General features: G+C 65.2%; 11 protein-coding genes. 4 read left to right on the top strand and 7 right to left on the bottom strand.

The window, feature by feature from the left end; all coding sequences use genetic code 11:
• Positions 1 to 15: 15 nt before the first annotated feature.
• Positions 16 to 1,116 carry an RNA ligase gene (locus RH831_RS05515; protein WP_310553249.1) on the bottom strand — a complete coding sequence of 367 codons (1,101 nt, stop codon included), beginning with the start codon at positions 1,114 to 1,116 and terminating at the stop codon, positions 16 to 18.
• 74 nt (positions 1,117 to 1,190) lie between these two features.
• Here RH831_RS05515 and RH831_RS05510 point away from each other — a divergent pair, with 74 nt between their 5' ends.
• Entirely contained in the window at positions 1,191 to 1,862 is a 672-nt protein-coding gene (locus RH831_RS05510) for an RNA ligase partner protein (protein WP_310553248.1), read from the top strand.
• On the opposite strand, the gene uvrA is transcribed toward RH831_RS05510, so the two are convergent.
• The gene (uvrA, locus tag RH831_RS05505; protein ID WP_310553247.1) at positions 1,863 to 4,811 is read right to left on the bottom strand and encodes an excinuclease ABC subunit UvrA; all 2,949 of its coding nucleotides are present in this window, start codon (positions 4,809 to 4,811) and stop codon (positions 1,863 to 1,865) included. It lies immediately after the preceding gene.
• A gap of 129 nt (positions 4,812 to 4,940) precedes the next feature.
• Here uvrA and RH831_RS05500 point away from each other — a divergent pair, with 129 nt between their 5' ends.
• Positions 4,941 to 6,335, top strand: coding sequence for an aminomethyl transferase family protein (locus RH831_RS05500; RefSeq protein WP_310553246.1), 1,395 nt, complete (start codon positions 4,941 to 4,943; stop codon positions 6,333 to 6,335).
• Between the two features lie 23 nt (positions 6,336 to 6,358).
• On the opposite strand, the gene RH831_RS05495 is transcribed toward RH831_RS05500, so the two are convergent.
• Positions 6,359 to 7,255, bottom strand: a complete 897-nt coding sequence (locus RH831_RS05495) for a DMT family transporter (RefSeq protein WP_310553245.1) — start codon at positions 7,253 to 7,255, stop codon at positions 6,359 to 6,361.
• A 117-nt stretch (positions 7,256 to 7,372) separates the two neighbouring features.
• Between RH831_RS05495 and RH831_RS05490 the strand changes: the two genes are divergently transcribed.
• The gene (locus tag RH831_RS05490; RefSeq protein ID WP_310553244.1) at positions 7,373 to 7,726 is read left to right on the top strand and encodes a NifU family protein; all 354 of its coding nucleotides are present in this window, start codon (positions 7,373 to 7,375) and stop codon (positions 7,724 to 7,726) included.
• Here RH831_RS05490 and RH831_RS05485 read toward each other — a convergent pair whose 3' ends face one another.
• A complete protein-coding gene (locus tag RH831_RS05485) occupies positions 7,727 to 9,145 on the bottom strand; it encodes a DUF402 domain-containing protein (RefSeq protein ID WP_310553243.1) in 1,419 nt (472 codons plus the stop codon).
• 78 nt (positions 9,146 to 9,223) lie between these two features.
• On the opposite strand from RH831_RS05485, the gene RH831_RS05480 reads away from it, so the two are divergent.
• Positions 9,224 to 10,228 (top strand): PrsW family intramembrane metalloprotease, encoded by a 1,005-nt coding sequence (locus RH831_RS05480; RefSeq protein WP_310553242.1) that lies wholly within the window; start codon positions 9,224 to 9,226, stop codon positions 10,226 to 10,228.
• Here the strand turns inward: RH831_RS05480 and RH831_RS05475 are convergent.
• The 3 genes from RH831_RS05475 to RH831_RS05465 all read right to left on the bottom strand — a co-directional run bounded on the left by RH831_RS05475 (position 10,210) and on the right by RH831_RS05465 (position 13,192).
• Positions 10,210 to 10,812, bottom strand: a complete 603-nt coding sequence (locus RH831_RS05475) for a riboflavin synthase (protein WP_310553241.1) — start codon at positions 10,810 to 10,812, stop codon at positions 10,210 to 10,212. The genes RH831_RS05480 and RH831_RS05475 overlap by 19 nt on opposite strands.
• A gap of 45 nt (positions 10,813 to 10,857) precedes the next feature.
• Positions 10,858 to 12,690, bottom strand: coding sequence for an ATP-dependent helicase (locus RH831_RS05470; RefSeq protein ID WP_310553240.1), 1,833 nt, complete (start codon positions 12,688 to 12,690; stop codon positions 10,858 to 10,860).
• A 331-nt stretch (positions 12,691 to 13,021) separates the two neighbouring features.
• Positions 13,022 to 13,192, bottom strand: a complete 171-nt coding sequence (locus RH831_RS05465) for an HVO_0416 family zinc finger protein (RefSeq protein WP_310553239.1) — start codon at positions 13,190 to 13,192, stop codon at positions 13,022 to 13,024.
• Positions 13,193 to 13,308: the final 116 nt, after the last annotated feature.

Here is a 13,308-nt window from a genome sequence, read left to right as displayed (position 1 = left end):
TCAAGTGTGTGTCGGCTACTGGTCGATGGTCCCGCCCGCGAGGAAGTGTTCGATCTTGTCCCGGGTGGTATTCGAGAGCTTGACGAACTCGACGTTTCGCTCCCCGCCCTGCCGGCGGTCGGCTTCGATCTCGATGCTGAGTCCCTGCTCCTCCAGATGGATGAGCAACTCGCCGACCGCACTTTCACTGCCCCGAACAGTGTGGCGCTCCCCGACGGTCTCGCCCGCCTCGACGGCCCGGATCGTCTCGACCATCGGTTCCAGGATCGCCTCACCGAGGCCGTGGGCCCGCTCCCGGATCGCCGTCTCGTCCTCGTCGAATTCGACGGCCTGGAATCCCTCACGGATCAGCCGCGAGAAGAGAAACTGCTGGCCGTAGTCGAAGGGCAGGGCAAACGCCGATTCCAGATCCTGGCGGTGGGTGGCCGCGGTCGTGTACTTGAGGAGGTCCCGGCCGTCGGTCGACTGCATGACGATCCCCTCCCGACCACGGGCATCGAGTGCCGTGATCACGTCCCGGATCGAGTCGGTGTCTTCGGGGTCAACCACCCCGAACCATTCCGGCTGGGGAAAGCCAAAGCGCTCGGCGATGGCCCGGCGTTGTTCCACCGGCATCGGCCGGCCAGTCTCCCGGTGTCGCACGTCGAAGACACGCGGCTCCAGCGAGTCGACGTCGTACTCGTGGGGCGTGTAGGGGTTCTCCGGCCCGACGAACTCCGCACACAGCATGCGCTCGGGATGGGCGGCGAAGAAGGCCTGCAGGGCCAACTGCTCGCGGGCGATTCGTGTCGTGTACGGGCAGATGCGCCCGCTCCGGGTGAAGGCCAGGGGCTCGCCGACGTGGGCGATCCGGACGTTGTACCCGTTGAGTTTCTCCTCGATGGCGAGTGGGCCATCGAAGAACGTCGGGACGCCCGGATCGAGCATCAGCACGCGTGGCGTGCTGGGATAGCCCCGGACCAGCGTGTCGGCGATACGGACCGTCCCGCGCTCGATGCCACGGGTCGGGCTGCTCAGATACGCGTACTCCAGCCCCCGGTACGTGGCCTCGGTAAACGCCGATCGGACCGCCGAGAGTTCCTCGGGATCGACCCCGAACAGGGTGGCCTCGTCCATACCGGTCATACTCGACCGGGCCCAAAAAGCGGTCCGCCGGTTGAACTTTACCCCCTGGGAACAAACCACAACCCATGGCCGAGGAACCTCTCAAACAGCGGTTCGTCGTCGATACCTCCGCCTTTCTCACCGAGGAGATCCGCCGCGAGGACGAGGACCTGGAGGCGGCCCTCGAACGGTTCGTGGACCTGATCGCCGACGCGAAGCTCGAGCTGGGGATCTCCTGTTACATGCCGCCCTCGATCCAGGAGGAACTCATGCGGATGCTGGAGAGTCGGAACGTGAGCGAGGAACTGCGCTCACGGTTGAACACCTGGATCATCCGGAAGAACCCGGCCCACTACGAGGTGATGATTCCGGCGGAGGTCGTCTACGAGTTCGTCCAGGAGATGTCCGACCGCGTGGACCGGGGGCTACGAGTCTCCGAACGAGCCGTCCGGGACGCCCAGGAGGCAGAGGCCGCGGACCTGGACGAGCACGAGTACAAGACCCCGACCGACGAGGTCATCTCCGATCTGCGGGACAAGTATCGTCGGGCGCTCAGACAGGGCATTCTGGATTCGCGTGAGGATTTTGATCTGCTCGTGCTGGCCCGCGAGATGAACGCCGGCGTGGTGACCGAGGACGCGGGGATCATCAACTGGGCCGAGGAGTTCGGTCTGCGGTACATGCGCGGCCGGGAGTTTCCCCACCTGCTCGAAGAGTATCTGGCCGCCGCACAGCGCTCGAACGAACGTGAAGAGTGATCAGTCCCCGCTGGCCCGACCCGTTGGTCGGTCGCCGGCCCGGGGACCGTCCAGTTCCACCGTCGGGAGTTTGTCCCTGAGGTAGCGGCCCGTGTAGGATTCGTCGTTCGTCGCGATCGTCTCCGGCGTGCCGGCCGCGACGACCTCGCCACCGCGTTCCCCACCTTCCGGCCCGAGGTCGATCACGTGGTCGGCGTTTTTCACCAGGTCGAGTTCGTGCTCGATGACGACGACGCTGTTGCCCTTCTCGACCAGCCGGTGCAGGACGTCGATGAGTTTGCGCTCGTCGGCCTTGTGCAGGCCCGTCGTGGGTTCGTCGAGGAGATAGAGGGTTTCCCCCGAGTCCTGTTTCCCCAGTTCCTCCGCGAGTTTGATCCGCTGGGCCTCCCCGCCGGAGAGAGTCGTCGAGGGCTGGCCCAGGCGCATGTAGTCCAGGCCGACGTCCGCGAGCAACTGGAGCCGCCGGCTGATCCGGGAGTCCGCCTCGAAGAACTCCAGGGCCTCCTCGACGGTCATGTCCAGGATGTCGGCGATGGTCTTCTCGCGAAGTGTCACGTCAAGCGTCTCGTCGTTGTACCGGGCCCCGCCACACTCCTCACAGGGGACCTCGACGTCCGAGAGGAAGTTCATCTCGATGGTGACCGTTCCCTGGCCACCGCAGGCCTCACACCGGCCGCCCTTGACGTTGAAGGAGAACCGACCCTTGTCGTAGCCGCGCTGTTTGGCGAGTTTGGTCTCCGCGAATCGCTCCCGGACGTAATCGAAGACGCCGGTGTAGGTCGCCGGGTTCGACCGGGGGGTGCGCCCGATCGGGGACTGATCGATCAGCCGCACCGATTCGATCGCATCGAGCCCCTCGATGTCGTCGTGCTCACCCGGCACGACCGAGGTGTTGTCGTTCATCTCGCGGGCCAGACCCTTGTAGAGCACGTCGTGCATGAGCGTGGACTTCCCCGACCCAGAGACGCCGGTGATCGCCGTGAACACCGAGAGCGGGAGTTCCACGTCCAGGTCAGCGAGGTTGTGCTGGCGAGCCCCTCGAACCGAGAGGTGGCCCTCGGGCTCCCGGCGAGTCTCCGGGACCGGAATCTGCTTTCGCCCAGCCAGGTAGTCCCCCGTGAGCGAGTCTGACGCGGCCATCAGGTCCTCGGGGTCGCCCTGTGCGACGACCTGGCCGCCGTGTCGACCGGGGCCGGGGCCCAAATCAATTATCTCGTCGGCCCGCCACATCGTCTCCTCGTCGTGTTCGACGACGACCAGCGTGTTGCCCAGGTCCCGAAGCTCCGCCAGGGTGTTCAGGAGGCGGTCGTTGTCCCGCTGGTGGAGCCCGATGGAAGGCTCGTCGAGGACATAGAGGACGCCGACCAGCCCGGACCCGATCTGGGTCGCCAGCCGAATGCGCTGGCTCTCCCCACCCGAGAGCGTGCTGGCCTCCCGATCGAGGGTGAGATAATCCAGGCCGACCTCCTGCATGAAGCCCAGGCGGGCCCGGATCTCCTTGAGGATCTCCTCGGCGATCGTTCGGTCCCGCTCGGAGAGTGTCGACTCCATGCCCTCGAAGTGCTCGTGGGCCTCCGCGACGCTCATCCGGTTGACCTCGGTGATCGAGGTGCCGTCGACGAGGACCGCCCGGCTCTCGGCCTTCAGGCGGGAGCCCTCACAGACCGGGCAGGTAGTGACCGACATGTAGTCCTCGATGTGATCGCGCACGCGGTCCGAATCCGTCTCCTCGTAGCGGCGCTCCAGGTTCGGAATGACGCCCTCGAAGGGCTCGTCCTTGTGCCGGACGCCGTTTTTGGTCCGGCGCTCGAAGTGCACGTCCTCCTGGGTCCCCCAGAGGAAAGCCTCCTGAACGGCCGAGGAGAGTTCTTCGAAGGGGGTCTCGACGCTCACGTCGAAGTGCTCGGCCACGTTGTCAAGCAGGTTGCGGTAGTACGAGCGGTCGTAACTCCAGGGCTCGAACACGGAGCGCAGGGGCTTTTCCGGGTCAGTCACCACGAGGGCTTCGCTCACCTCCTTGGTCTCGCCGAGCCCTTCACAGGCCGGACAGGCCCCGTGTGGGCTGTTGAAGGAGAAGGATCGAGTCTCGATCTCGGGGAGGTCGATGCCACAGTGGACACAGGCCAACTCCTCGGAGAACTCCACCGCGACCGATTCCTCGTCGTCCTCGGCCGCCAGGTCGCCCGTGGATCGGGCCGTCGATCCCACGTCCACGTCCGCGGGCGGGTCGGGGAGGATGACCTTGAGCACCCCATCGGCCTCTTCCAGTGCGGTCTCGACCGAGTCGGTGATGCGCGAGCGGGCGTCCTCGCTCACTTTCACCCGGTCGACGATCACGTCGATCGTGTGATCGTAGTTCTCGTCGAGTTCAGGCATCTCGGTGGCGAGATCGTAGGGTTCGCCGTCGACTTCGACGCGGGCGTAGCCCTCGCCCAGGAGGTCGTCGAACAGGTCCTCGAAGGCCCCCTTCTGGTCCCGGACGATCGGCGCGGCGATCTTCGCCCGGGTGCCTTCGGGAAATTCGAGGATGCGACGGACCATCTGCTGGGGGCTCTGCTCGCCGACCTCGCGACCACACTCCGGACAGTGTGGGACGCCGACCCGGGCGTACAGCAGGCGGAGGTAGTCGTGGAGTTCGGTCACGGTCCCGACCGTCGATCGTGGGTTGTTCGCGGCGTTCTTCTGGTCGATCGAGATAGCCGGCGAGAGCCCATCGACCGATTCGACCTGTGGCTTGTCCATCTGCCCGAGGAAGTTTCGGGCGTACGCGGAGAGGGACTCGATGTACCGGCGCTGACCCTCGGCGTAGACCGTATCGAAGGCCAGCGAAGACTTCCCGGAACCCGACAGTCCCGTCACGACGGTCAACGTCTCCCGCGGAATGGAAACGTCGAGGTCCTTCAGGTTGTGCTCCTCGGCCCCGCGGACCTCGATTGTCTCCTCACTCATCGAAACCGGATAGCGGATGGTGGGGGGTAGGTCTGTCGGTCGCGGAGATGGACCCACTCGGGGAAAACTGGATGGTCCTGGGTTACCCCTTCCCGCCCCTATATATGTGCCCCCCGGGTTAGTATGCCTGTGTCTTATAACGATAGCCACCACGGATCGGACGACGCGACCCACCCAAATCATCCACAGGTCGACCAGTCCGACCGAGTCTTGCCCCGAAACCTCCGGCAAACCGGCGCGCCGGATATCGAGATGCTCGTCTCGACGCGCATCCGCAAGTCACCGTTTTTCGACAAGTCGTTCAACGAGGAAGGCGCCTGGCAGGCGACCACGTACAACCGGATGTACCACCCGCGGGCGTTCATGGACCCCGAGGACGGAGGAATTTCGGCCGAGCACGAGGCGCTTGTCAATGCGGTCACGCTCTGGGACGTCGCGGTCCAGCGCCAGATCCGTGTGAAGGGCCCGGAAGCGGAGGATCTCGTGGATTACGTCGTCACGCGTGACGCCACCGAAATCGAGCCGATGAAGGGAAAATACGTCATCGTCTGCAACGAGGATGGCGGAATCCTCAACGATCCCGTACTACTCAGACTCGACGACGACGAGTTCTGGTTCTCCATCCCGGACTCGGACCTGATGCAGTGGATCCAGGGGGTCAACGTCGGCATGGACTTCGACGTCGAGATCGACGAGATCGACGTCGCCCCGATGCAGATCCAGGGGCCCCGGTCCGAAGATGTCCTGGTCGATCTCGTGGGGGAAGAAGTCAAAGAGATGCCGTACTACGGGTTGCTTGAGACCTCCATCAACGGCAGCGACGTGGTGGTGAGCCAGACCGGGTTCTCCGGCGAGAAGGGCTTCGAGATCTACGTGAAAGACGCCTCGAAAAACGCGGAGCGAGTCTGGGACCCCGCACTGGCGACCGTCAAAGAGCACGGAGGCCGACAGATCGCGGTGGGTCACCAGCGCCGGATCGCCGCGGGGATCCTCTCGTGGGGCCAGGACATGGACCACGAAACCTCTCCGTTCCAGGTCAATCTGGGCTATCACGTCCCCGATGACAAGGACGGTGACTACGTCGGAAAAGAAGAACTCGAACGCCAGAAGGAGTTGATCGAGAACGGCGAGTACCCGTTCACGCACAAGATGGTCGGGCTGAAGATGGCCGGCGAGCCCATCACGGATTACGCTCCGGACTTCTGGCTGGTCTCCGACCCCGAGACGGGCGAGGAAGTCGGCTACGTCACCTCCCCCTGGTGGAACTCCGAACTGGAGACGAACATCGCACTGGCCCACGTGCCGGCAGCGAAACTCGAAGCGCTAGACGTGCCACTCGACGACCGGGTCTACGAGGAAGACACGGACATCGAGTTCGCCGTCCACCTCCCCGACGAATACGCCGAGGAGCCGGGCGAGCCCGTCTACGCGACGGTCTCCGAGGTCCCCTTCCAGCCCTCCGTCAACCCGAGCGCCCGGGAACAGGCGAAGCTGAACGCGAAATCCGACGCCCAGAACGAGTGAATTTTTCGGACCGGTAGGGGCGGTCACCGGGTCGATTCGTCCGGTTCGGTCACCCGGGCCCGTTCGTACTGAACGAGGAACACCCCCGAGAGGACCGCCAGGCCGCCGATAATCGAGACCGGAGAGAGGGATTCATCGAGGAGGAGTGCACCCAGGAAGACCGTAAACACGGGTTCGAGCGTGCTCACGATGCTGGTCCGGCTGGCACCGATGTCCGTGACCGCGGCGAAGAAGGTGAGAATCGGGATCGCCGTGGCGAAAAGCGCGATTCCGAGCACCACGCCCCACTGGTCGAGCGTGGCCGGCACTTGAGTCGACCCGGTGAGCAGGCCGTGAACGATGAACGTCACGCTGGCCGCCGGGATGACATGAGCCGTCAGGACCGTCGCCGACACCCGATCGAGGATGGTCCCGCTGAGGGTGATGTAAGCGGCATAGACCGCCGCCGCCAGGAGCACCGTCCCGATCCCGAGGAAATCGACATTGGCGGGCTGCCCGGTCACGACGAGACCGACACCGGCGACGGCGATGGCGACCGCGACCACGATGAGCTTCGTCACTCGCTCCTCGAGGAAAAGCGCAGCCAGGACCACCACGAGCGCCGGATAGACGTAGAGGACGATGGCCCCGAGTCCAGCCCCGATTATGTTCACGCCGGTGAGAAAGAGGAAACTCATCGCCGCGTAGCCACCGGCCCCGAGGAGGAGGGCGATCCCCAGGTCCCGTCCTCGCAGCCGTTCGAATCGCCCCTGATAGAGCAGCGGGAGCCAAACGAGCGGAGTCGCAAGCGCGAAGCGAAAGGCAAGTAGCGAGGAAAGGGAGAGCCCGACCAGCTCCGAGAGCCGGCCGAAAATGGCCAGCGTGCCGAATCCGAGCGCGGAAATCAACGCCAGAACCACCCCACGAGTCGCCGATTGCATCACCTGGTTCTCACCACGGGTGGGCAAAACGAGTTTCCATTGTCGCCTGAGAGCCGTCTCGGCGAGACCACCGCCGTGAGCACAACCTTTCCATACCCCGCTCCCCAAGGGAGGGCAATGACCGAGGAGACGGCCCTCGCGGACCGGATCGATTCCTGGCTGTCCGTGAACATGCCGATGATCCAGTCCCACGGCGGCACCAGCGCGATCCGCTCGGTCGACGCCGAGACGGGAACGATCGTGGTCGAACTCGGCGGTGCCTGTGCCGGCTGTGGCATCAGTCACACCACCGAGGAGACCCTGCAAGAAGAGCTCACGAGTCACTTCGAGGCGATCAGTACGGTCACCGTCGAATACGGCGGCGAGGACGACTGGGCAGTCGACCAGCCGGAGAACTACATGGGCATCGACCGAACCCAGGGCGGCAGAGGCGGGCAGGGGAAGAGCCGGCCCGCGAGTGACTTCTTCTGACTATCCGGAGAGGCCCTGTTTCACGCGCTCGGCGACGTCCGTCGCCCGTTCGGCAACCGCTTCCGGGACGTGGCCGTCCTGGACCGCCGCGTCGAGTTCCGCGGCGTCCACGATCTCGACAGTGCCGTCCGGCTTCTTGATCACGTCGATGTACAGGTCCACGTACCGGACGGCGTCGGGGAACACCTCGACCGGCGTCGCAACGTTCACGTAGGTGCCTTTCGACGTCCCGTCAGCCCCCCGGTAGACGGTTGGATACCACCACCGACCCTCGGCAAACCGGGTGGTCGCCGTGTCTCCCGGTTCGCGGGCGGTTCCAAGCGCATCGTACGTGCCGGCACTCGTCAACTCCCGTTCGACGGTGACCCGCTCTTTCTCGATCGAGCGGTCGGTCACGGTCCCCCGGCCGAGCGCGAACTCCTGCCCGTCGGGCTTGCTGTGAACGATTCGAACAATCTCGTCGACTGCCGGTCCGAGAGCCTCGGTCACGGGCCCGAAGGGGAAGGTCTCGATTGCCTGGCCCAGTGACTCGACGAAATCGACTGCCGTTCCGGCGTCCTCCCCGCCGGCTTTGATGCGGTGGTGGCCCGGAATCGTCTCGGTCACCGCCGAGCGGTACTCGTCAAGTGCGAACCGCGTTTCCCGACCGAAACGCATCCAGGTCGTGGCCTGGGGCCGGGCGAGGGGACCGGTGGCACCATCCAGCGCAGATTCGATCTCGCGGGCGCGCTCGACTGCCCGCTGGAGAGCGGCTTCGAGCGTCGTCATCTCGGCCTCGACCGCTCCGTAGGCCCAGTCGACGCCCCAGTTCTCGGGGATCGAGACCGGTAGCAGCTCGGTCGTCCGGGCGAGTTCGTGATCCGCGCTGCCATCGGGGGTATCGGCCACCAGCGCGTCAACGCCCCGGACCAGCGTCGCGAGTCCGCCCGGCGCGCGCAGCGTCGTTCCAAGCCGGGGCCGCGAGTCCCGCCACGGTGGGGCCGGCTCCTGCACCTGGACGCGGACCGACTCGCCCACGTCGAGATCTCTATCCGTCGCTCGATTGGGAAGGTAGCCCTCCGTTCCATCGAGATCGACGACCAGACCCCGACCGACCGTCTCCACGATCTCACCCTCGAAAATCGCGCCTGCCGGGGCGGGGTCTGTCCAGTCGAAGCTGTCGATCGCGACCGCAGCGAGCTGGTCGGCAACCGTTTCGGTGGCGGTCGGGTCGCCCGAAATCGAGACCCCGAGCCGGTCCTCGGTCATGTCGACGGTCGCCACGGGATCTGCCGCCGGGAACTCGCCGTCGAACCGCGCCGCGATCGCCGGGGAGGGGTCGACCACCTGGGCGGCCCCCGACTCGCGGAGAAGTTCGGTCAGGGCCGTCGCGTAGATCCCCCGCACGCGAACGGCCGGGGTGTCCTCGCCGTCTGTCATAGGCTTCGTTGGGCGTCGAGGGATTTCACTCCCCGGATCCGCCGGAACCGTCATGGGGCCGCCCCGAGAAGGGCCCCCATGGGCCGGAAGGACGCCGAGGACCCAATCCAGTGGGCGGCCGACGAGGACCGGGACCTCCAGGAAATCTCGACCTGGGAGCCACGGACGGCACTCGACGCCGTCGCGACGGTACTTCACCGGTTGCTCCTGTCCGGCGGTCGAGCGGCCATCATCGGCCTGGCACTCGCGATCGTCGCCGGGCAGTTCGCCATCACGGTCGCGGTGACCCTCGAAGATCCGATCCTCGCGGTCTACTTCGCGCTCTCGATCGTGCCGGCACTGGGACTGGTCGTCCTCATCTGGCGCTCCGACGTGGTGGCCTTCGAACCGATCGAGACCCTCTCGGTGACCTTCCTCCTGGGCTTTCTGTTCGCCGGGTTCGCGGCCGTCTTCAACTCCAGTTTCCGGGGGCTGTTCGTCGGCTTTGGGGCCCTCGGGATGGTCCTCTACTTCCTGCTCGTGGTCGGGCCGATCGAGGAGACCGTCAAGCTACTCGCGGTCCGACTCCACGCCTACCGGAGCGGGAACTTCGACGCGGTCATCGACGGGGCGATCTACGGCGCGGTCGCTGGCCTCGGGTTCGCGGCCATCGAGAACGTCCTCTACATCACCCAGGGCTACATGCAGGTGGCGACAACCGGGGCCGGCGGGCTGTTCGCGCCGACTGCCCAGACCGCCGCGGTGCGGAGTTTCGCCGGGCCAGGCCACGTGATCTACTCGGCTTTCGCGGGGTACTACCTCGGCCTGGCGAAGTTCAACCCTGCCCACCGCGGCCCGCTCGTGATCAAGGGGTTGCTCGTCGCGACGGGCATCCACGCGACGTACAACATCCTGGTGTCGAACCTGGAAGGAGTTCTGAACCTCGTCCCGATCCTGGGCGGCCTCCCGCCCACGCTCGGCTTCGTGGCCTTCGTCATCGCCTACGACGGACTCTTCTTCGCGATCCTCTACGCGAAACTGAGCCGCTACCGGCGGACCTTCGAGTCGGTCGGCGCGGGGGCCTTCTACGACAGATCGCCCTGACTCGCGAGTCGTTCGACGTACTTCGCGATCACGTCGACCTCCAGGTTGACCCGATCCCCGACGGCATACTCGCCAAAGCGGGTCTCCGCGTACGTCGTCGGAATGATCGCGATGTCGAAGGTCCCCGCCGTGTCGTCGATGTCGGCGACCGTGAGGCTCACGCCGTCGATGGTGACCGAGCCCTTCGAGGCGATGTACCCCTCGTAGCCCGTCGGCTGGGCGAACGTGAACGTCCAGTCCTCCCCGACCTGCTCGATGGCCTCGACGGTCGTGGTCGTGTCCACGTGGCCCTGCACGACGTGGCCGTCGAACCGGCCGTCCGCGGCGAGCGGCCGTTCGAGGTTGACCGTCCAGCCCGTGCTGACCTGCTCGAAGGTCGTCTTGTCCAGGGTTTCACTCGCCGTGAAGACCGAAAACCAGTCCGAACCGTACTCCTCGACGGTGAGACAGACGCCATTGACCGCGATGCTCTCGCCGTGCTCGAAGGGGCCAAAGCCCTCGGCTTCGATGGTGAGTCGCCGGCCGTCCGCGTCAGTGGTCACGTCGGTGACCGTGCCGGTCCCCGTGACGATCCCGGTAAACATGACACGTGCTCGGGCTGTCGGGGCCAAAGCCCTGTCCCTTCCGACCTACTGGATCAGCGAGACCTGACTCTTGGCCTGGACGGAATCCGCCAGGGTTTCGCCCGTTGGCTCGCCGTGGAGCAGGACGTCGATCGGGAGGGTCGGGGCCCCGTCGATCAGGTTCTGAAGGAGAACCAGTCGGTTCCGGGCCCGACTCATCCCGACGTAGAACACCCGGCGCTCGTTGTCCGTGAGATACGGGACGGTGCCGCCCCGTTTGGGGAACTCCAGGCCCTCCGGAAGGTCGTCGCCGACGGACGCGGCCATCTGCTCGACGACTTTCTCGGTGAGGTCGGTCGCCACGAAGACGTGATCGGCCTCGCGGCCCTTGGCGCTGTGGATCGTGCCGACCCGAACCTGGTTGGGATCCGCGCCGGTGTAGTCCCCGCGGAAGTACGCGTCGATGGACTGGCGCTGGTAGCGGGTGACTTTCCGCAGCATGTCCGCCGCGGCGGCCGGTGCCGGAACGAAGGGCGCGTAGTCTCGCACCACGTCCGGTTCGATCTCTAATTTCCGGATGTCCTCGACATCGGCGGCCTCCTCGCGCTCGTCGAGTTCGTCACGCATGTCGTTGCGGTCGCCGGTGCCAAACGCCGAGGCCTGCAGCATGTCGACCAGCCGGCGAGCCTGGAGGCCGTCGACAGGTTCGTCGCGGTCCAAAGCCTCGATGGCCCGGACGTAGTCGGTGAGTCGGTCGGTCCAGAGCCGCTGGTCGGTGAGCGCCCGGAAGGGGATGCCCTCGTCGATGAACTCCTCGACGAAGTCAAAGAGCTGATAGCGGGCCCGGAAGAGGACCATCACCGTCTCGTCCTCGCCCGTCTCGACCGTGCGGCGAACGTTTCGAACCAGATCGAGCACGGAGGGACTCTCCACGGCCTCGACCGAGCCACCCTCGGTCCGGGGTTTCAGGTCCTTCTCCTGGCGCTCGTCGATGTGTTCGATCTCCTGTTGAACGACTTCCAGCACGTTCGAGGGAAGCCGGTAGGAGTTCTCCAGGATGACGTCTTCGCCCTCCTCTTCGAGGAGGAGTTTCGGGTCCGCCCCCTGCCAGGCGTAGACGACCTGGTCGTCGTCCCCGGCGATGAAGACGGTGTCCATGTGGGGTTTCCACTCGTCGTAGACCGCGTACTGGAGCTGGGTGATGTCCTGAAATTCGTCGATCACCAGGTGGTCGACGTTGGGCAGAAGCGAGCGCTCGGCGACCCGTTCGAGCATGTCGGCGAAGCCGACCAGGCCGTGTTCGCCCTTGTAGGCCCGCCAGGCACGGATCGCTTCCGGGACGTCCACGCGGTCATCGGAACTGGGCCAGGTCGGAGTGTACTTGTTGCCGACCTGCGCGTTGGGGTCGATGTCGGGCGGGAGACGAACCTCCTCGTCGTTCCACTGGAAGGGAATGTCATACCAGTCCGCAACCTCCCGCTGGGTTCGCTGGAGCCACTGGCTGGTCGCGATGATCTTGTTGCCAAGCGTGGTCGAGCGGGCCGTTCGCCGGGAGCCCGAGGCGTACTCGTCCTCGTAGGGAATGCCATAGTCCTCACAGAACTCCTCCTTCTCGGATTCGCCCACGACGTCCCCTCGCGAGAGGTTGAGGAGGTCATAGGCTTTCGCGTGCATCGTGGAGACGTTGCCCTTCAGCGCCCGGGGATTCTCATCGAGGCGTTCGGCCAACCGCTCGCGAACCTCCGCGGCGGCCGCTCGCGTGTACGAGACGACCAGAACGTCCCGCATCGTCACGCCGTCCCGGTCGAGTAAGTCCTCGACGCGATCGAGGAGTGCCGTCGTCTTGCCGCTCCCGGGGCCCCCGAAGAGACGGGTGACCACCGGCTCCGTGTCGGTCATCACACAGTAACAGGGCCCAGGGGCCTATAAGTGCCGTGTCTCGGTGCCGATCACGATCTGCGGGTCGAACGGGCCTCACGCACCTCCGCGCCGTCCCGTATCTTGTCCTCGCAGTTGGGACAGACACGCGGTTGAGCCACTCCGTCGGGGGTGAACACCCGGACGTACGCCTCGGTTACGAAGGATCCACAGTTTTGGCACTCCGGCATCGTTCACTGGAATGTTGTGAGTCATCTAACTTAGATGTGCCGACTACACGAATTTTTCTGCCCGGGGCCGATACACTGATTACCCGCTCCTCGCCGGAAAAAACCGCAGTCGTTTCAGTTTGCTACGGTGCCCAGCCACAGACCGAACACTGTGTCGCCGCTACGTCGTGGAGGCCCCCACATTTCGGGCACTGCTTTTTGTTATAGTTCTGGTCCCACGATGCCGTGTCGTGACCTCTGGATTCGAGGAACTGGTCGATGAGACCGTCGTCGGGAGCCTCTGCACTCGACATACAAGGTGTGTTATGGCATACCACCCACTTAACTGTATCGGCCAGTTGGATTGCTTGCCGTCTCGATCCCGGTTTTTCGGTTGAACATCCTTTTCAACGCGCCGACGCTATCTCCC

The sequence above is a fragment of the Halodesulfurarchaeum sp. HSR-GB genome, from assembly GCF_031432215.1.
GTDB lineage: Archaea > Halobacteriota > Halobacteria > Halobacteriales > Halobacteriaceae > Halodesulfurarchaeum.
This window is presented reverse-complemented; position numbering and strand designations above follow the sequence as displayed.

Bases quoted from the DNA above. Each gene is read 5' to 3' on its own strand.
- RH831_RS05515 (WP_310553249.1), bottom strand. From the start codon at position 1,116: ATGGACGAGGCCACCCTGTTCGGGGTCGATCCCGAGGAACTCTCGGCG.
- RH831_RS05510 (WP_310553248.1), top strand. From the start codon at position 1,191: ATGGCCGAGGAACCTCTCAAACAGCGGTTCGTCGTCGATACCTCCGCC.
- uvrA (WP_310553247.1), bottom strand. From the start codon at position 4,811: ATGAGTGAGGAGACAATCGAGGTCCGCGGGGCCGAGGAGCACAACCTG.
- RH831_RS05495 (WP_310553245.1), bottom strand. From the start codon at position 7,255: ATGCAATCGGCGACTCGTGGGGTGGTTCTGGCGTTGATTTCCGCGCTC.
- RH831_RS05490 (WP_310553244.1), top strand. From the start codon at position 7,373: ATGACCGAGGAGACGGCCCTCGCGGACCGGATCGATTCCTGGCTGTCC.
- RH831_RS05485 (WP_310553243.1), bottom strand. From the start codon at position 9,145: ATGACAGACGGCGAGGACACCCCGGCCGTTCGCGTGCGGGGGATCTAC.
- RH831_RS05480 (WP_310553242.1), top strand. From the start codon at position 9,224: ATGGGCCGGAAGGACGCCGAGGACCCAATCCAGTGGGCGGCCGACGAG.
- RH831_RS05475 (WP_310553241.1), bottom strand. From the start codon at position 10,812: ATGTTTACCGGGATCGTCACGGGGACCGGCACGGTCACCGACGTGACC.
- RH831_RS05470 (WP_310553240.1), bottom strand. From the start codon at position 12,690: ATGACCGACACGGAGCCGGTGGTCACCCGTCTCTTCGGGGGCCCCGGG.
- RH831_RS05465 (WP_310553239.1), bottom strand. From the start codon at position 13,192: ATGTCGAGTGCAGAGGCTCCCGACGACGGTCTCATCGACCAGTTCCTC.